This is a genomic window from Shewanella sedimentimangrovi (genome assembly GCF_017354965.1).
Classification (GTDB): Bacteria; Pseudomonadota; Gammaproteobacteria; order Enterobacterales; family Shewanellaceae; genus Shewanella; species Shewanella cyperi.
The window spans coordinates 2,605,987-2,625,065 of sequence record NZ_CP071502.1; the positions used below are offsets into that span (position 1 = coordinate 2,605,987).

A 19,079-nucleotide genomic window follows, 5' to 3' on the forward strand; every position below is an offset into this window, starting at 1 on the left:
CCCGGCAAGCGCTTAGGCTGCGATACTGGCTCTCAGTTCGTCCCAGGCGTTGGCCACCAGGGCGAAATCCGCCGGTGCCAACTCGCCCCTGGCGATGTCAAGACAGGCAGCCATCTTGGTGTCGAGGCGCTCGCTGTCCACATCCCCCTCGGCTTCCAGCTCGGCCAGCGCCACGGCAAAATGGCCCTGCAGATAACCGCTGGCAAACATAGCATCGTCATCGCCGTTGGCCACTATGCCCGCGATCCACTGATCCAGGGCGTTTTCATACTTCTCAAACATCTCTTACTCCGACGGGTTGGCCACCTGGTACATCACATAATCCCGATAGCCGGTGACAATTCGGTAATAGCCACTCAGGGCCTTGTCCAGTTCCGGGTCGCCACTATCCACGATCAGCGGCCTTCCTTCAAGGGCTTTCAGCTTGGTTTTGGTTGCCAGGATCACAATATTGTCCTTGCCGATGCGACGAATAAGGGCCGGTGACAGCTGCTGATTGCCACGCCCCAGAATGTGTCCCTGACCACCTATCAGGGTGATAACCAGCTTAACCTTTTGATTTTCTGTAGCTGCAAGCAATTGCGCTGCGGTGAGATCGGACGCCATTAATTGACGGTCCTGCACCAGGTCCACCCCCAGCAGGGTGTTGTCGAGTCCCAGTTCCTGCATCACGGCGGCCACGGTTGAGCCCGAGCCCATGATATAGAGACTGTCATCCATCTCATCGATAAGCTCGGCGGCGATATCGGCAAGCACCAGCTCATCCACTTCCTTGCCGCCCATTTTCACCGCCTGCACATAGCGGGGCTCCGCTGGGACCCGCATCTCACCGAAGCGGCGGGCGCGGACTGTGCCCTCACGGAACGCGGCTTCATCTATGTCCATCACATCGGCGTCCATCAGGGACACCAGTTCACCCTGCAGCAGCAGGCGTACCACTATGCCGGCGGCCTTGGGAGTGATGCCATAGACGCCGGAGTGGATCTTGACCCCGGCAGGCACGCCGAGTACCACCTGCTGCTCATCGACCACAGCGTACACATCCCGGGCTGTGCCATCACCACCGGCAAACAGCAGCAGGTCCGGCTGCAGCTTGCACAGCTCGGCAACGGCCGCCTTGGTGTCGCTTGCTTCGGTATTCAGAGGCGCCTGGTAGCAGATCTCGGTTTCAAAGCCCATGGCGCGGCACACATCTTCGCCCATGGCACCGGAGGCGGTATAGACAATGATCCTGTCCTTGAAGCCCAGCAACTCCTCCAGGGCCGTCTGCATCCGCAACCCGGCCTTGGGCTGTGCGCCGAGCGCCAGCGCCTCGGCCGCCACACCGTCACTGCCCTTGAGGGCGACGCTGCCGCCCAGTCCGGCCAATGGATTGATAATGAGTCCCAGGCGAAATTTGCCCATGGAATGCCTCCAACAAAAAATCAGTTAGGTTTGGCCCGCCCCGGCAGGGGGAGCACGGCCAAGGCGGCCAGCAAGGCGCACACTGCGGCGAAAACCCAGCACAAAGAAGGATCTATGCCCCAGATATGGCCACAGAGCCAGGTGCCGATGGCGCCGCCCACGCCGAAACTCAGACTGGCATACAGGGCCTGGCCCTGGCTGCGACGACGGCTGTCAAACTGTTGGTGAATAAACTGGATGGAAGCCGCGTGTACCAGGCCAAAGGTAAAAGCATGCAGCGACTGGGCCAGGGACAGCCAGAACAGGCTATCGACGCCAAAGGCCATCATCAACCAGCGGGCACTGGTCAGCAGAATACTGATAAACATCAGCGGTTTGCTGCCGTAGCGGCCCAGCAGACGTGGTGCCAGCATAAACATCAGGATTTCGGCCACCACCCCGAGGGCCACTGCCAGGCCCGCGGCAAATTCGCTGTAACCAGCCTGCTTGAGGTAGAGCACGAAAAAGCCGTAAAAGGGACCGGCACTCATTTGCAGCAAGATGGCCGACAGCAAAAACCAGGCGATGGGTCCCCGCAGGCTGAAGCCGCCAGCGGCTTTGGCCTCTACCTTGACCCGGTTGGCCGGCAAGGGCAAACAGCTGGCCAGCATGCCGATGAACAGGGTCATGCCAATGTAGGGCAGAATTTCCGGGCCCCATTGGCCTATGGCAAAGCCTGCCCCTACCACCAGGCAGATATAGCCCAGGCTGCCGTAGCTGCGGATGATGCCGTACCTGTGGGCCCTGTCTCCCAGGGTTTCCAGGGTGATCACTTCCAGTTGCGCCAGGATGGCATTCCAGAAAAAGGTGTAGACGGCCAGGCTCAGGGCCATATAGCCAAAGCTGCCGGGATAAAAGAAGCTGACATAGGTCAGGGCCCCTGCCCCGGCGCCAAGCTTGATAAGTTCGGCGCGCATACCGGTGCGATCGGCGACCATGGCCCACAGGTTGGGGGCCAGAATGCGGGTGGCCATCAGAATCGCCAGCAGTAAACCGATTTCACTGGCATTGAAGCCCCTGGCGTCAAAGAAGACCCCAAGGTAGGGCACCATGACCCCGAGAATAGCAAAAAAGAAAAAGTAGCAGGCACTGAGCCAGCGCAATTGTGCCTCAGTGCTCATGGTTCGGGTCATCAACGCATTCCGATGGCGGGGGTCTGGCTGTGAACGTCCAGGTTTTGCGCTCGGTGGCGCAGCAGATGATCCATCAGCACTATGGCAAGCATGGCTTCGGCAATGGGTACGGCGCGAATGCCAACGCAGGGATCGTGACGGCCCTTGGTTACCACCTCGGCGCTGGTGCCCTGCACCGTCATGCTCTCGCCGGGAATGCTGATGCTGGATGTGGGCTTGAGTGCCATGTGGGCAACGATGGGCTGGCCAGAGGAAATGCCGCCGAGCACACCGCCGGCATGGTTGCTGGCAAACCCCAGAGGTGACATAAGATCCCGATGCTCGGAGCCCTTCTGGTTCACCACGGCAAAACCGTCTCCGATCTCCACACCTTTAACTGCGTTGATGCCCATCAGTGCGTGGGCTATGTCGGCATCCAGGCGGTCAAACACCGGCTCACCCAGGCCCACGGGCACATTGGTGGCCACCACAGACACCTTGGCGCCGATGGAGTCGCCGGATTTTTTCAGCTCGCGCATGAATTCATCCAGGGCATCGAGCTTGCCGGCATCGGGGAAGAAAAACGGATTCTGCTCAATCTGCTCCCGGTCAAACGCCTCATAGCCTATAGGGCCCAGCTGTGACAAAAAGCCATAGATTTCTATGCCATGCACCTGCTTGAGGTATTTTTTGGCCACCGCACCGGCCGCCACCCGCATGGCGGTTTCCCGGGCCGAGGAACGGCCACCGCCGCGATAATCCCGCAAACCGTATTTTTGCTGGTAGGTGTAGTCGGCATGGCCGGGACGGAACAGATCCTTGATGTTGGAATAGTCCTGGCTGCGCTGATCGGTATTTTCAATCAACAGACCTATGGAAGTGCCCGTGGTTTTGCCCTCGAACACACCGGAGAGAATTTTGACCTCGTCGGCCTCGCGTCTGGCTGTGGTATACCTTGAGGTGCCGGGACGACGACGGTCGAGGTCGAGCTGCATATCCGCCTCGGTCAATTCCAGGCCGGGAGGACAGCCATCAATGATACAACCCAGTGCCTTGCCATGGCTTTCACCGAAAGTCGTGACGACAAAATTCTGACCTATGCTGTTACCCGCCATGCGCCTGCTGTACCTCTTGATTGACCGAAAGGAGATGGAGTAACCCGTTTAAGGGTTAGCGCCGGGCCTTATGGGCCCGGCGGCTGCAACACATTATTCCCTATCTTTATAGATGGCGAACAGTGATTCATTTTCAACAAGCTGATCCCGGGTCAGAACAAAGACCCCGTCACCGCCACGCTCAAAGCTGACCCAGGTGAACGGCACTTCGGGGAACTGCTCAATCAGGTGCACCATGGAATTGCCCACTTCCACCACCAGCAACCCATTGGGGGTCAGGTAGTCGGCGGCATTGGCGAGGATACGCTTGGTCAGGTCCAAACCGTCTCGGCCCGAGGCCAGGCCCAGTGCCGGCTCGTGATGATACTCTTCCGGCATATCGCCCAGATCTTCGGCATCCACATAGGGAGGGTTGGAGACGATAAGATCGTACTGCGGCGCCCTTGGAATGGCAGAAAACAGATCCGAGGCCATGGGGAACACCCGCTCCATTACACCCAGAGTCTCGACGTTAATCTGCGCCACGTTCAGGGCATCTTCGCTGATGTCGAGGGCATCGACCTCGGCCTCTTCAAAGGCGTGGGCACAAGCGATGGCGATACAGCCGCTGCCGGTGCACAGGTCGAGGATACGGTTGACCGGCTTGTTGTACAGCCAGGGGCTGAAACGCTGCTCTATCATCTCGGCGATGGGCGAACGGGGAACCAATACCCGCTCATCCACATAGAATTCCAGTCCGGCAAACCAGGCCTTGTTGGTCAGGTAAGGTACGGGAATCCGCTCGCGCACCCGGCGGATAATCAGCTCGACAATCTTGTGCTTTTCACTGCTGGTGAGATTGGCGTTGATAACCGTGGTGCCCAGGTTGTCCGGCAGGTGCAGGGCGTGAAACACCAAAGAGACGGCTTCATCCCAGGCGTTATCTGTACCGTGACCGTAATAAATGTTGGCGTCGTTGAAACGGCTGACGGCCCAGCGCAGCATATCGCCTATGGTTCTCAGCTCGGTGACGGCTTCATCTACAAAAATCTTATCCAAGGGAGGCTCCCGCAATCCAAATTTGCCGCCATTGTAACTGAAGTCTGTTCAGTTGACACAGGATTCAATAAAATAGCCCGATGAACAAAGCATTGGAATACGAGGGCCTGGAGGCCTTCCAGGAACTGGTGAAGGGCATTAAACCCCTGACCCAGGACAAACAACATTTCGGTACGCCGCTGCCGGCCAAGGTCGCGCGCCAGGAACTGGCCCCCAAATTGGCGGTGCAGCATTATTTTTCCGATACCTTTCAGCCGTTGCTGCCAAGCGACGGCCCCATGCGCTGGCGCGCCGAACATGCGGACAAGCAGGAACTCAAGCGGCTGCGCCGCGGCGATTATCCTCCGGATCTGATCCTGGACCTGCACGGTATGCGTCAGACCGAGGCCAAGCTGGAACTCGCCGCCCTGCTGGAAGCCTGTATCAGGGAACAGTGCCAATGCTGCTGCGTGATGCACGGCTATGGCACCGGCATTCTCAAACAGCAGTTACCCCTGTGGCTGGCGCAGCATCCCAAGGTTAAGGCTTTCCATCAGGCGCCAAAGGAATGGGGTGGCGATGCCGCCTTGCTGGTACTGGTGGATATAGGCGATCAGCCCTTCAGGCGCTGATGCCGCGTGAGATGAGAAAGCAAAAAAGCAGCCCAGGGCTGCTTTTTTATCGGCTTAATGTTGTTAATCAGCTGATGTTATGGGGCGCCTTCATCCACACCTGATGTGCCTGCTCCATATGCACATCGATAAGGCACACGCCGGAGGTGGCAAACAGCGGCGGCTCAATACCGCGAACCAGCTCACTCACCATGTATCCTAACAACGGCATATGGGCAATCACCAACACCTTGTCGGCCTTGAATTGCTCGGCGTAGGCCCTGACCAGATCGGCCGCAAGCGTGGGATCGGCAGACGGCACCAGCTCATCGAGCACCAGCCACTTGCGCGGCTCGGGAAAATGACTGCTGACTTCCTGCCAGGTCTGCTGCGCCCGCAAATAGGGGCTGACCAGCACCAGATCAAATTCAGTCACCAGACCGTTAAGAAAATTGCTCATCAAGCGGGTGTGATAACGTCCGGTGTCGGTCAGGATCCTGTCTCTGTCCGTCTGAGCCTGGTAGCTGGCTTCGCCGTGTCTCATCAAAAATAGTTGCATGCTTATTATTGTCACCCGGATATCTCAGTGTTCGCGCCAATTGTAGCCCGAATTCCTGATTGAACAAACTGCATTTGTCTTAATCTTTGGTCGATAAGCACAAGAGATGTTTGCTAAAAAGGGCTTCGCCGCTCAATATATAACGAGCAAAAACACCCGGGGAGACGCCCACTTGTCCAGCAGCAATTCGCTCATTGCCAGTCCCAACGATCACCGCCGCTACCTGTATCTGACGCTGGACAATGCCCTGCGGGTGCTCTTGGTGGAAGACAAACACAGCAGTGAAGCCGCCGCCTCCATGGCGGTCAATGTGGGTCACTTCGACGATCCTGCCTCCCGCTTTGGTATGGCCCATTTCCTGGAGCACATGCTGTTTCTGGGCACGGAAAAATTTCCCGATCCCGGTGAGTATCACGCCTTTATCAATCAGCATGGTGGCAGCAACAACGCCTGGACGGGCACCGAGCACACCAACTTCTTTTTCAGCATTCATGCCGATGCCTTTGAAGAATCCCTGGATAGATTCAGCCAGTTTTTCATTGCTCCGAGTTTCAACCTGGAACTGGTGGACCGGGAGCGCCGGGCCATAGAGTCCGAATTCAGCCTCAAACTCAAGGATGATGTGCGCCGCATCTACCAGGTGCACAAGGAAACCGTTAATCCGGCCCACCCTTTCAGCAAATTCTCGGTGGGCAATCTGGAAACCCTGGGCGGTGAGCAAGCGGATCTGAGGGAAGAACTGCTGGCCTTTTACCGGGAGCATTACAGCGCCAACCTGATGACCCTATGCCTGGTGGCGCCCTTGAGCCTGGAGCGTCAGGAAAGCCTGGCGAGGCAGTATTTTGCCTCCATTTCCAATCACAACCTCAGCAAGTCTTATCCTGACGAACCTCTGTACAGGAAGGAACAGCTTTGCCAATGGGTACAGATAGTGCCGCTCAAGGAGCAAAAGCGCCTGACCATGAGTTTCGCCCTGCCCGGAATTGACCGCTATTACCGCCACAAGCCCCTCACCTATGTGAGCCATCTGCTGGGAAATGAAAGTCCCGGCAGTCTGTTGTCATACCTCAAGGAGCAGGGATGGGTAAATCAACTGTCGGCCGGTGGCGGCATTAACGGCTACAACTTCAAGGATTACAACATAAGTTTTCAATTGACTGATCGTGGCCTGCAGCACCTGGATGACATCATTCTCGCCAGCTTTGAATACATCAGTCTGGTGCGTGAGCAGGGGCTGGAAGATTGGCGCTATCAAGAGCGCAGCAATCTGCTGGCTTTGGCGTTTCGGTACCAGGAACAAATCAAGGTGCTGGATTTGGCCAGTCACCTCAGCATCAACATGCACCATTACCACTGTGAAGATCTGGTCTTCGGTGATTACCGTATGGATGGCCTGGATAAAGCAGAAGTACTGACACTCCTGGATATGATGACAGCGGAAAACATGCGTCTGCAGTTGGTCAGCCAGGAGGTTGATACATCAAACAGGGCCGCGTGGTACCACACCCCCTACGAGGTGAAAGCCTTCAGTGCCGGGGAAATGGCGCGCTGGCGGGTGGACGGCATCAGAGCAGAACTGAAATTGCCTGAGCCCAATCCCTTCATTGTCAGTGACTCTCAGGCCCGTCCGGACAAGGCCGGTGCCCCAGTGCCCATTACAGTTGCTGAAGCGCCGGGTTACCGGATCTGGCACAAAAAAGATGATGAGTTCAACGTGCCCAAGGGACACCTGTATCTGTCGCTGGACTCGGAGCAGGCCAGCCCGACACCGCGTCACGCGGCCCTCACCCGCCTCTATGTGGAGATGTTGCTGGACTATCTGACGGAGCCCACCTATCAGGCGGAGGTTGCCGGACTCAGCTACAACATTTATCCCCATCAGGGCGGCTTGACGCTGCACCTCACGGGGTTCACGGGTAACCAGGAAACCCTCTTGGCACTGTTGATAGACAAGGCCAGGGAACGCAACTTCACCCAAGAGCGGTTCAACATAATCAAGCGGCAATTGCTGCGCAGTTGGTACAACTCTGCCCAGGCCAAACCCATTTCCCAGTTGTTCACCAGCCTGACGGTGACCTTGCAGCGTCGCAGTTATGAGCCAAGACGAATGGCGGAGATGCTTGAAGACATCACCCTGGAAGATCTGCACGAACATGTCAGAAGCTTTTATGAACGCATCTATCTGGAAGGATTGGTCTACGGTGACTGGCTTGAGGAAGAAGCCAAGGCGCTGGGCAAACGCCTGAGCCATCTGCTGTCCCTGGTGTCCAGCCCCAGCGGCGAATCAGCGCGGGAGCTCATTGATTTACGAGGCAATGGCACCCTGCTTCGCGAACTCAGCATTGCCCATCAGGACAGTGCCATCTTGGTTTACTACCAATCACCTGTGGCCAATCCCCAAAAAATGGCCCTGTTCAGCCTGCTTAACCATGCCATGTCATCCACTTTCTTCCACGAGCTGCGTACCAAACAGCAGCTGGGTTACATGGTAGGCACGGGTTATTTGCCACTTAACAGGCACCCGGGGATGATCTTTTATATCCAGTCCCCCACCGCAGGACCACTACAGTTACTGGAAGCCATAGACGAGTTCATTGCCGACTTCAGTTACGCCATCATGCAGATCACCAAGGAACAGTGGGAAGACACCAAGTCGGGGCTAATCAACCAAATCATGGAACACGATGCCAACCTCAAGACCCGCAGCCAGAGGTATTGGTCCAGCATAGGCAACAAGGACTACGGATTTAATCAAAGGGAATTGGTGGTTGAGGAAATCGAACAACTGACCCGTGCCGATTTGATCCGCTTTATGATGCAAAAAATGCGCACCAAGCATTGCGACCGCCTGGTACTGTTCAGCTGCGGCGAACAACACAGGCACCAGCAACCCCTGACCTCGGACAAGATGATCACAGACCTTCGCAGCTTCAAACTTCAGGCTGACAAGTTCAGTTTCTAACATTCCATCTGCGTTTGGCCAAATCATTACTCTACACTTTTGCCAAAATACCTTTGGCTCTTGGTGTGACCTCTCCCCCAACTTTAAGACCATGACATTGATGAGATTTCCAATACACTGGAGCCAATGGAGATCTCAACATGAAGAAACGCTACACCGAAGAACAAATCATTAAGGCCATCAAACAGCATGAGGCAGGGGCAAAGGTCGATGACATTTGCCGTGAAATGGGCATTTCTACGGGCACTTTCTATAACTGGCGCAGCAAGTATGCCGGGCTCGAAGTGAATGAAGCGAAGCGGCTGAGGGAGTTGGAGGCCGAGAACAACAAGCTCAAAAAGATGCTGGCCGACAAGATGCTGGAAGTCGAAGCCATGAAGGATGTGCTGTCAAAAAAGTGGTAACGCCAGCGGCAAAAAAGCCTGTTGCCCAGCACTTGATTGAAGGTTTCAGTCTCAGTGAGCGTGTGGCCTGCAAGCTGGCTGGGTTGAGCCGGACCGCGTTTCGCTATCAGCCCAGGACAAAGGCTGACAATGGGCTCAGACAGCGGCTGAAGGCGCTGGCGACGCAATATCCTCGCTATGGGTATTTAATGCTGCATGGTTTGCTCAGAGGCGAAGGCTGGGTCAAAAACCGCAAACGAACCTATCGGCTCTACACGGAGGAAGGCTTGCAGGTCAGAACGAAGAAGCGCAAGAAGCTAACCCGGCCAAGGCAGCCGATGGAGGTGCCGACAGCACCGAATCAACGTTGGTCTATGGACTTTGTGTCAGACCAACTCAGCAATGGTCGGCGCTTTCGGGTACTGAATGTCATGGATGATTATTCGCGGGAAATGGTCGGTCAATTAGTCTCTGTAGCCATCAGTGGCAGGCAGGTCGCCAGATTCTTGGACCAGTTGATGGAAGAGCGAGGCACGCCAAACAAGGTTACTTGCGACAATGGGACAGAATTTACCAGCAAGGCAATGTTCTTCTGGAGTAAGGAAACGGGCGTCACACTGGCCTTTATCCAGCCAGGAAAGCCGACGCAAAATGCCTTTGTGGAAAGCCTGAATGGCAAATTCCGGAACGAATGTCTGAACCAGCACTGGTTCAGAACCTTGGACGAAGCCAGATATGAAATCGAGCTATGGCGTGAACACTATAACCATGTTCGCCCACATAGTTCATTGAACTACACGCCGCCTGTTGAGTATGCCAAGCAGGCAGCATAAGCTGGAAAATCTCATCAAGGGATTGGTACTAATCTCGGGGAAAGGTCAGGTGAAACCGATAATACCGAACGAGTCACGGCACAAAAAGTCTTGGTTGGTGCAGAAAATTCGCCCATCCGTCTGCTATGAAAAGACTTTTTTGCTATGAATTTTGACAAATCGCACACTTTCTGAAAAAGTGGAGTAACATATAAGTGCAATCTTTGTACAAATAAAGACCAACAAAAACGTATGCAAAAAGCCCTTTCTCATTTTCTAAAATTGTTACTGATGATTACTTGGTCTGTAAGTGCATACCAAGAAGCGACCGAATTGCATCCCTATGACGCATCACTAATGCACTTAAATGCTGATGTGTACAGTACCCTTCAGGGATTGTCTCAAAATACAGTGACGTCCGTAGTCGAAGATAAAAACGGATATATATGGTTAGGAACCTTGAATGGCCTGAATCGATTCGATGGTAATGAATTCAAAAAATATTATTCAGAAGATTATACAAACCTTAGTAGTTCTTTTATTCATAGCTTGGAATTTTTTAATGAAAAGTTAATGATTGGAACTGATAGTAATTTATTAGAAATGGATCCTGACACAGAGAAATTTGAGGTTATTCTAGAAGTAAAGGAGCCCATCACATTTTTACAAAAACATGATGACAATCTTTTCATCGGCTCAAGCAAATCTATTAAGGTATTAGATTCAAACTCAAAAATAACACTTGACATAAAAGATGATAAAATTGACTTTGTAAAACAGATAATTAAATTTGAAAACTATTATCTAATAAGAAATCATAATGGAACAGTTTTAAAAGTAACCGCTTCTAAAAATGTAATAGAAGTTACTAAGGATTCAATTTCTATTGGTAATAACAATGGACGTTTACTAATAGATAGGACAGATGGAACGTATGAGTATATTAATGGACAGTTAGTCAAGTTAAATAATGCGACTTATGACAGTGTCACTTACTCAAGCTCTAATAAAATCTCAATTAAAAACAACATCGTCAAAGTAATGCACGGAGAGTTAACAACCGCAGGTGTAATTGATAGCACATTCTCACTACTGTCTCCACTTATATTCCAAGTTGATAATGGGATCATCATCGCAAGCATGAACAATGGTTTTTTATACGTCCAAGATTATAAAAACATTGTGAAGACTGGTACCGTTCAAAAGAATAGCAACATTTGGTTTATTGCTAATTACAAAAATAATTTACTAATTGCTGACGAAACTACTAGGATTAAAATATATAACAGCAACAACTTAGAGATTAGTAATGAAATCGAAACAGAAACCAATGGATTCAAAGCCTTAGCCGTTATAAATGATAATGAAATAGTATATTGTTCCTCTAAAGGAATATTTAAATACACTACTTCTAGTGGAGATCATACAAAAATATCAGAACGTATAGCTTACTCATTAGCGTACAGTGAGAAAAATAATAAGATATATATTGGGACCGATGACCTTAAATTGATTTCAATAGATATAAATAATTTTAATGAAGAGATCTTAAAATCCAGTAACCTGCCTATATTTCAGTTAAAAGTTAGTAACTCAAATAACAATCTATACATATCACATCAAGGCGGACTATCTATTATGAAAAATAATAGTACTGCTATAGATGACATTATCACAAAGCATATAGTCTATGGAGTTGAGTTTCTGAATGAAGATATAGTTATCGCAACTGAAAATGGTATTATAGAGTATAATGAGCCAACAAACTCGATAAAACCCATTGTTAATACTGACAAACCAATTTATAGCTTGGGAATTTATGATGGTTGGATTTTTGGATCTTCGATAAGTAATATAACTGTAATTACGCCAGAAAAAGTTTATACATTACAATCTAGCAACGGTGCTCAGGGAGAGTACAACAACCAAGGCTTTGGTGTTTTCCGGGATGGTGTTGTACTAGGTGGGATACAGGGTATATCCATTATCAATAAAAAGGAGTTTCAGTATGTAATGTCTAAAGCCTCGGAGAGATTAAACACTAATTTAACCGGACTATACCTTTTCAATAAAGAAATAAAAAACAACTCTGAAATAATAAGTAAGTCTGTCGATTCTTCAGAAATTATTACTTTAAAGTATTCTGATTACCCATTTGCAATACAATTTTCATCACCCAAATATAGCAGTACCAATGTAACACATTTTTACAGACTACAGGGTTTATCTGACGAATGGATAAGTGCTCAAAAAACTAAAGTGGCGACCTATACAAATTTATCCCCTGGAAAATACAGCTTTGAAGTGTATGCAAGAGATAATTTAAGTCAAATATCTGGCCCTATCAAGTCTATCTCTGTTGTTATCACCCCACCTTGGTGGATGTCTACACAAGCAAAGATAGCATATGCATTATTAATGATTATTATTTTGGCAATAATCGCTAAAGCTATTTTGAGACGGCGTGAAGTTCAGCGCCAAATTGCCATCAGTGAGGAACGATTGAAGCTGTCCCTGTGGGGCAGTGGCGACGAAATGTGGGACTGGGACATAGAAACCGGCAAGATTTATCGTTCCAATATCTGGGGCTCGTTGGAATTCCCCCGTGACGGCCAACGCTCGGGCGCAAGTGATGAAGAGAGCAATATACATCCATTGGATCAGGAAAGGGTCCGCGAAGCCCTGAATCGACACTTCTATGGGGAAACCGATCACTTTGAGGCCGCGTATCGGGTCAAGAGCAAGGACGATCATTGGTTATGGATCCTTGACCGCGCCAAGATAGTAGAACGGGATGATAAAGATCAGGCTCTGCGGATGACTGGGACCATTAAAAATATCAACCAGTTCAAGTTGGCAGAAGAACAATTAAGGCTGTTTGAACGCGCCATCGAAAATATCTCTGAAGGCATGTTTATTCTCGACAGTGATTTTCGATTCGTTGAAGTCAACGATGCCTGTTGTAATCTATGTCAGCAAGACAGAGAGCAATTTATTGGCAGCCAGTTCAATTTCCAGCGCTATCCGGAATCTTTTTCGGCTCAGATCCGTGCTTTGCTCAAGCAGCAAGGCCGCTGGACAGCTGAAGTCGAAGCTGCGCGTGGAGACGGCAGCTTCTTTCTGATGGAACTCACGGTAGACGCCATTTACGACGAACAGGGTGATTTGTCCCACTATGTCGGGGTGTTCTCCGACATTTCCCGTCGAAAACAGCAGGAAGAAGAGCTCAGGAAACTTACCAACAATGACCTGTTAACGGGTCTGCCCAACCGCTCCAACTTGCAGGTGACTTTGGGTAACCTGGTAAAAAAGGATACTCATCATACCCTGATGGTGCTCGATCTCGATAATTTCAAGAAGATTAACGACTCGTTGGGCCACAAGGTAGGCGACGATCTGCTGTTAATGGTTTCGGAGCGGATCCTGGCGACAGTTCCCGACCACACCAGTTTGTATCGTCTCGGCGGCGATGAGTTCGCTATTTTGATCGATAAAAACCCAGACATAGGTTCCAGCGCGGCCATTGCCCACAGGGTTATTGATGCCTTTAAATTGCCCTTCGAATTAGCCGATGAGAAATTGGTAATAGGCTGCAGTATTGGCATAGTGTTCTACCCTGAAGATGAACAGAACGAACAAGCATTGCTGCGCAAAGCAGATATTGCCATGTACCATGCCAAGTCTGCGGGAGGTAATAGATATCAATTCTACTCAGAGTCTTTGAACCGCAACGCCATCCGCCAATTGGAAATCGAAAACTTGATCCGGGAAGGATTACGGGACGATTTGTTCGAGGTCTATTACCAACCCAAGATCGACCTGAAGCGATCCTGTCTCGCCGGTATGGAAGCCCTGGTACGACTGAATCACCCTGTGCATGGTCTGATCCCGCCCTCGGACTTTATTCCTTTGGCAGAGGACACCGGCCTTATCATTGAAATTGGTGAGCTGGTGATGCGTAAGGCATGCTTCGCAGCGCAAAAATGGCGTGAAAAGGGACTTTTTAATGGCAGGGTAGCCATCAATTTGTCGTCGAGGCAATTCGCACTCCCCGATCTGCAACAACGCATTGAGTCAATTTTACGGCTGACTCAGCTACCGGCAGCCAATCTGGAGCTGGAAATCACCGAAGGTACAGTGATTAAGCAGCCAGAGAAAGCCATCAAGGTTATGCAACAGCTATCTAAGATGGGGGTAAACCTGGCGCTGGATGATTTCGGGACCGGTTATTCATCGCTGTCTTACCTTAAACGCTTTCCCATCCACAGCCTGAAAATTGACAAGGCGTTCGTCGATGACATTGATAAATCAGACCGCGATCTCAAGATGGTCGACTCCATCATCACCATAGCTCACAACATGGGCCTGACAGTGGTAGGAGAAGGCGTCGAAGTCCCCTCGCAGCTTAATATACTGCGGGCGCTGAACTGTGAAGAGATCCAAGGGTACATCTACAGCAAAGCGTTACCCGAGGACGAGTTCGGTGCTCTGCTCGAGCAAGACATGGCCGAGTTTCTAAGTCAGCGCCTGAGTGCCAATTCAAGATAAATTCAAAATCAGGGCTATGTTGGCATAACACCTGCATTAATTCTCTCAGTGTCAACTATCAATCACTGAACTGAGAGAATTGAAATGATTAAAGGATTTCTGACTACTGTAGCCTTGGTGTCTGTTGCGACCATGGCATTAGAAGCGAACATGCAAAGCGCAGGTACTCCCAACATCAAGTTTTCTGGAACGCAGACTGCCGGTACGCCAAACATTAAGTTCTCTGAAACTCAAACCGCTGGCACACCAAACATTAAGTTCTCTGAAACTCAGACCGCCGGCACCCCAAACATTAAGTTCTCTGAAACTCAAACCGCCGGCACACCAAACATTAAGTTCTCTGAAACTCAAACCGCCGGCACACCAAACATTAAATTTGCAAACAACCAAACTGCCTAAACAGCGGATAGGTCAAGGGAGATTACTTATGTTGAATTCAATGCTGAAAGTACTGGGCCTGACCAAGCCAGAACGTAAGAAAGTCAAACTGCCCAAGGGTATTACCGAACTGCAGGTAGTGACCGCCAAGGGTTGGTGGAACTGAGGTTTCACGACAAATGATAAGGGAGCCATAGGCTCCCTTATCATTTGTGCTTAAAGCAATATTTCTGCTGTTTCACCGAGCAAGCGCTTTCGCTCCGCCAAGTGTTTATGGGTCGAAAACAGCGGATAGGCAGCAGGTCCCATCAGAAAGCCGGCACAGATCCAACGCCTGACAGGCATGCCTGAATGGAAGGCCGTCATTCCCAAATACCAGGCTGAGCCGACACTCGCCAACACCATCAATAACAGAGCCATGACTTCTCCCCGGCACTTTGCTTAACAGCCCAAGCGGCAAAAATGAGCCGGAATTGTACATTAAAACCCCAACAGCGGCGATGTTTTTTCAGGCAATTTGCTGCCGCCGGCAATAAAAAAGCGGCAAAATGTTGCCGCTTTTTTATCGGTTCATTGCAGAAATGTTTCAATAAAAACGTTTGTTTTCTGCTGCCATGGTCTTGAGCAAGGGCGCTGGCGCAAACCTGTCACCATACTTGGCTTGGTAACCTTCAAGGATTGATACCAATTGGCCGGCCCCCAAAGTATCCATATAGCGGAACGGCCCACCCAGGAACGGCGGAAAGCCGATACCAAATATGGCGCCTATATCGCCGTCACGGGGGGAAGCAATGATCCCGGCCTCTAAACAGCGCACGGCTTCGTTGAGCATCTGCACCACACAGCGCTGGGCAATTTCTTTGGGCTCTCTGGCGGTTGCCGGTTTCAGTCCCAGCACTGCATAGACGCTTTCATCCACCTGCTTACCTTTTTTGCTGGCTTTGCCATACACATAGAATCCCTTGCCGTTCTTGCGCCCTTTGCGTTCATCGGCAAGCAACTTGTCAAAGGCGGCAGGCGCCTTGAAACGCTCACCCAACTCCTTTTCCAGGATAGGGGAAATCTTGGCCCCGACATCTATGCCCACTTCATCGAGCAAGGTCATGGGACCCACAGGGAAGCCGAACTTCACCAGCGCCTTGTCCAAATGGTCAACACTTTGACCTTCCAGCAGCAACTGCGCAGCTTCATTCATATAGAGGGCAAGAATACGGTTTACGTAGAAACCGGCACCGTCTTTAACCACAATCGGGGTCTTACCCTGCTTGCGGGCAAAGGCCACTGTGGTGGCTATGGTCTCAGGCGACGTTTTCTCATGGGCAATCACTTCCACCAGCGGCATTTTTTCTACCGGAGAGAAATAATGCAGGCCAATCACGTTTTCCGGTCGACTGGCAACTTCCGCTATCTGAGTAATAGGCAAAGACGAGGTATTTGATGCGAATATGGTGTGCTCGCTGCACTCGCGCTCAATATCCTGCACCATCTGGTGTTTGAGTTTGAGATCCTCAAATACCGCCTCAACCACTATGTCGGCATCCTTGACGCCTTTGTACTCGGTCGTAGTGGTCATCAAGGCCATCAGCTTATCCCGTTCGGCCGCCGACATATATCTGCGTTTCACGCCCTTATCGAGCAATTTATAGGCATATCCCAACGCGTTGGACAGACCTTTCTCGTTGATGTCCTTAATCCTGACCGGGATCTTGGCCTTGGTGGTGGTCACAGAAGCAATGCCGCCGCCCATCAGGCCACCGCCGAGGATCACAGCCTTGTTCAGCGCCCTGGCCGTCGCATCGCCGGCACCGGTTTCCTTCTTCATTTCCGTGGTGGCAAAAAAGATGGAGCGCAGGGCCGCAGATTCAGCTGTCGCCACCAGCTCACCAAAATGACTGGCTTCAACTTCCAATCCTTTCTCAATGCCCTTGGCCATACCCTGGCGAACACAGTCAATGATTTTCATCGGGGCGGGATAATTGCCCTGGGTCTTCTTCAGCACCTGTTTGCCGGCTTGATCAAACATGATGTTGCGCCCCACGGGTGTGCCTTCCAGCAGCTTTGTCACCAAAGACTGCTTCACGGGTTTGCGGACTTTTTTACCTGCTTTGGCCAATTCAATGGCGCTGTCCAGCAAAATGCTCTGGGGAACCACATCGTCCACCAGGCCCATTTTCAACGCCTGTTTTGGGCGAACCTGTTTGCCCGTCAGCATCAAATCCAGTGCCTTGGCAATGCCCACCAGCCGAGGCAGCCTCTGGGTACCACCGCCGCCGGGTAACAATCCCAGCTGCACCTCTGGCACCCCCAGCATGGTTTTGCTGCTGTCACTGCAGACGCGACTATGGCAGGCCAGCGCCAGCTCCAGGCCGCCCCCCAGGCAAGCACCATGAATGGCCGCCACCACGGGGATATTCAGCCCTTCCAGCTCGGCAAACACATGGTGGCCCTGACGCGACAGCAGGCGCGCATCTTCGGCGCTTTGGCAGGCATCCAACATGGAAATATCGGCACCGGCGACGAAAGAATCCGCTTTGCCGGAGATCAGCACCAGACCCTTGATGCTGGTATCATTCTTGATCTCCTGCAAAATGGCGGTGATCTCGGGGGCAAACTGGGCTTTCAGGGTATTCATGGTCTCGCCCGGCACATCCATGGTCAGCAGGGCGATACCGTCCTCGCGGCGGCTCAGGTTAAAAGTCTTTTCCATTTTCTGTTACTCCACTTCCACTATCATGGCCGCACCCAAACCACCGGCTGCACAGGCTGTGGTCAGGCCGACACCGCCACCGCGGCGTTTAAGTTCATTACATACCTGGGTGATCAGGCGGGCACCCGTGGCCGCAAAGGGATGACCATAGGCCAGTGAGCCGCCGAGCACGTTGAACTTGCTCATGTCTATCTCGCCAATGGCGCGGCTTTGACCGAGCTTTTCTTCGGCAAACTTTTTCGAAGCAAACATCTTCATGTTGGCCAGAGCCTGGGCGGCGAAGGCCTCGTGCATTTCCACCAGGCTCAAGTCTTCCAGTTGCATACCGGCACGCTTCAATGCCAACGGCGTGGCATAGGACGGGCCCATCAGCATGTCTTCCCAGACATCAATGGCGGCAAAGGCATAGCTTTTGATGTAACCAATGGGAGTGTAACCCAGGGCCTTGGCGCGTCCTTCGCTCATCAGCAGTATGGCCGACGCCCCATCGGTCAGCGGAGTGCTGTTGGCAGCGGTCACACTGCCGTGTTTGCGGTCAAACACCGGTCTCAGCTTGGCATAGGATGCCAATTCCGAGTTTTCACGTATGTTGTTGTCACGGTCGATAAATTGCTTGTAGGGCGGTACGTGGGCCACCATCACCTCGTCACGGAGCACCCCGGAATCCCAGGTTTGGGCTGCCAGTGTGTGTGAGCGGTGTGCCAGGGCATCCTGATCGGCGCGGCTGATGCCATGGCTCTTGGCCATCTGCTCAGCGGTTTGGCCCATGGACAAGCCGGTGGAATATTCGGCCACCGCCGGCGGTACCGGCAGCAGATCCCTGAGTCCCAAGCGGCGGAAAATAGCCAGTTTCTGGCCCAGGGTTCTGGCCTTGGTCAAATCCACCAGGGCGTGTGCCAGCTTTTTCGACACGCCAATGGGCAGCACGGAAGATGAATCCGCACCACCGGCAATGCCTATCTCGATATTGCCGGTCATGATGCTTTCGGCAATATTCACTGTGGATTGGAAACTGGTGGCACAGGCGCGGGTCACGCTGTAGGCATCGGTGGCCACATTCATGCCGGTGCCGAGCACGATTTCACGGGCAATATTGGGAGCGGCGGGCATTTGCACCACCTGACCGTACACCAGCTGTTCCACCAACTTGGGGTCCAGCTCACTGCGGGCCATCAATTCATTGACCACCATCTTGCCCATGTCCAGGGCTGACATCCCGTGAAAGGCCGTCGCCTGCTTGGCAAATGGGGTCCGCAGACCCGCCACTATGGCAATCCGCTCACCGCGGGCGTTGGTTACCTGTTGTCTGTCACTCATCTTCCACCCTCTTTATATGCCTGCTGGCCTTGGGCCACCGGCTGGTTATTCCTTTCTGACCTGAACCGCTTACAACAGGTCGGACCATCAAAGTGTGATTCGATTCTAATTTCTT

General features: G+C 51.9%; 14 protein-coding genes. 5 read left to right on the forward strand and 9 right to left on the reverse strand.

The annotated features are described in order from the left end of the window. Positions 1 to 12: 12 nt before the first annotated feature. The 5 genes from JYB85_RS11330 to prmB form a co-directional block, all read right to left on the reverse strand. The gene (locus JYB85_RS11330; RefSeq protein ID WP_207320133.1) at positions 13 to 282 is read right to left on the reverse strand and encodes a YfcL family protein; all 270 of its coding nucleotides are present in this window, start codon (positions 280 to 282) and stop codon (positions 13 to 15) included. A gap of 3 nt (positions 283 to 285) precedes the next feature. After that, positions 286 to 1,404: an ATP-NAD kinase family protein gene (locus tag JYB85_RS11335; RefSeq protein WP_207379390.1), complete on the reverse strand. Its 1,119-nt coding sequence runs from the start codon at positions 1,402 to 1,404 to the stop codon at positions 286 to 288. Positions 1,405 to 1,424: 20 nt separating this feature from the next. Continuing rightward, complete coding sequence (locus tag JYB85_RS11340; RefSeq protein ID WP_207379391.1) at positions 1,425 to 2,576, reverse strand: MFS transporter; 1,152 nt, start codon at positions 2,574 to 2,576, stop codon at positions 1,425 to 1,427. After that, entirely contained in the window at positions 2,576 to 3,670 is a 1,095-nt protein-coding gene (aroC, locus tag JYB85_RS11345) for a chorismate synthase (RefSeq protein WP_207379392.1), read from the reverse strand. Before aroC ends, JYB85_RS11340 begins: the two co-directional genes overlap by 1 nt. A gap of 93 nt (positions 3,671 to 3,763) precedes the next feature. Next, positions 3,764 to 4,708 (reverse strand): 50S ribosomal protein L3 N(5)-glutamine methyltransferase, encoded by a 945-nt coding sequence (gene prmB, locus JYB85_RS11350; RefSeq protein ID WP_207320137.1) that lies wholly within the window; start codon positions 4,706 to 4,708, stop codon positions 3,764 to 3,766. A gap of 80 nt (positions 4,709 to 4,788) precedes the next feature. On the opposite strand from prmB, the gene smrB reads away from it, so the two are divergent. Next, positions 4,789 to 5,319, forward strand: coding sequence for an endonuclease SmrB (gene smrB, locus JYB85_RS11355; RefSeq protein ID WP_207379393.1), 531 nt, complete (start codon positions 4,789 to 4,791; stop codon positions 5,317 to 5,319). Between the two features lie 67 nt (positions 5,320 to 5,386). On the opposite strand, the gene sixA is transcribed toward smrB, so the two are convergent. Continuing rightward, positions 5,387 to 5,857, reverse strand: coding sequence for a phosphohistidine phosphatase SixA (gene sixA, locus JYB85_RS11360; RefSeq protein WP_207379394.1), 471 nt, complete (start codon positions 5,855 to 5,857; stop codon positions 5,387 to 5,389). A 172-nt stretch (positions 5,858 to 6,029) separates the two neighbouring features. Here sixA and JYB85_RS11365 point away from each other — a divergent pair, with 172 nt between their 5' ends. The 4 genes from JYB85_RS11365 (at position 6,030) to JYB85_RS11380 (ending at position 14,961) form a co-directional block, all read left to right on the forward strand. After that, positions 6,030 to 8,819 carry an insulinase family protein gene (locus JYB85_RS11365; protein ID WP_207379395.1) on the forward strand — a complete coding sequence of 930 codons (2,790 nt, stop codon included), beginning with the start codon at positions 6,030 to 6,032 and terminating at the stop codon, positions 8,817 to 8,819. A 140-nt stretch (positions 8,820 to 8,959) separates the two neighbouring features. Beyond that, positions 8,960 to 10,035, forward strand: a protein-coding gene (locus JYB85_RS11370) for an IS3 family transposase (protein WP_207379396.1) whose coding sequence is annotated in 2 segments (ribosomal slippage) — positions 8,960 to 9,209 and positions 9,209 to 10,035 — 1,077 coding nt in all. Because the reading frame shifts where the segments join, the coding sequence is not laid out codon by codon here. A gap of 231 nt (positions 10,036 to 10,266) precedes the next feature. Then, positions 10,267 to 14,562, forward strand: coding sequence for an EAL domain-containing protein (locus JYB85_RS11375; protein WP_207379397.1), 4,296 nt, complete (start codon positions 10,267 to 10,269; stop codon positions 14,560 to 14,562). 84 nt (positions 14,563 to 14,646) lie between these two features. Beyond that, positions 14,647 to 14,961 carry a hypothetical protein gene (locus JYB85_RS11380; RefSeq protein ID WP_207379398.1) on the forward strand — a complete coding sequence of 105 codons (315 nt, stop codon included), beginning with the start codon at positions 14,647 to 14,649 and terminating at the stop codon, positions 14,959 to 14,961. A 195-nt stretch (positions 14,962 to 15,156) separates the two neighbouring features. Here the strand turns inward: JYB85_RS11380 and JYB85_RS11385 are convergent, their stop codons facing one another. The 3 genes from JYB85_RS11385 to fadI form a co-directional block, all read right to left on the reverse strand. Continuing rightward, positions 15,157 to 15,360, reverse strand: a complete 204-nt coding sequence (locus JYB85_RS11385; protein WP_207379399.1) for a hypothetical protein — start codon at positions 15,358 to 15,360, stop codon at positions 15,157 to 15,159. A 166-nt stretch (positions 15,361 to 15,526) separates the two neighbouring features. Beyond that, a complete protein-coding gene (gene fadJ / locus JYB85_RS11390) occupies positions 15,527 to 17,647 on the reverse strand; it encodes a fatty acid oxidation complex subunit alpha FadJ (protein ID WP_207379400.1) in 2,121 nt (706 codons plus the stop codon). 6 nt (positions 17,648 to 17,653) lie between these two features. After that, a complete protein-coding gene (gene fadI / locus JYB85_RS11395; RefSeq protein WP_207379401.1) occupies positions 17,654 to 18,964 on the reverse strand; it encodes an acetyl-CoA C-acyltransferase FadI in 1,311 nt (436 codons plus the stop codon). Positions 18,965 to 19,079: the final 115 nt, after the last annotated feature.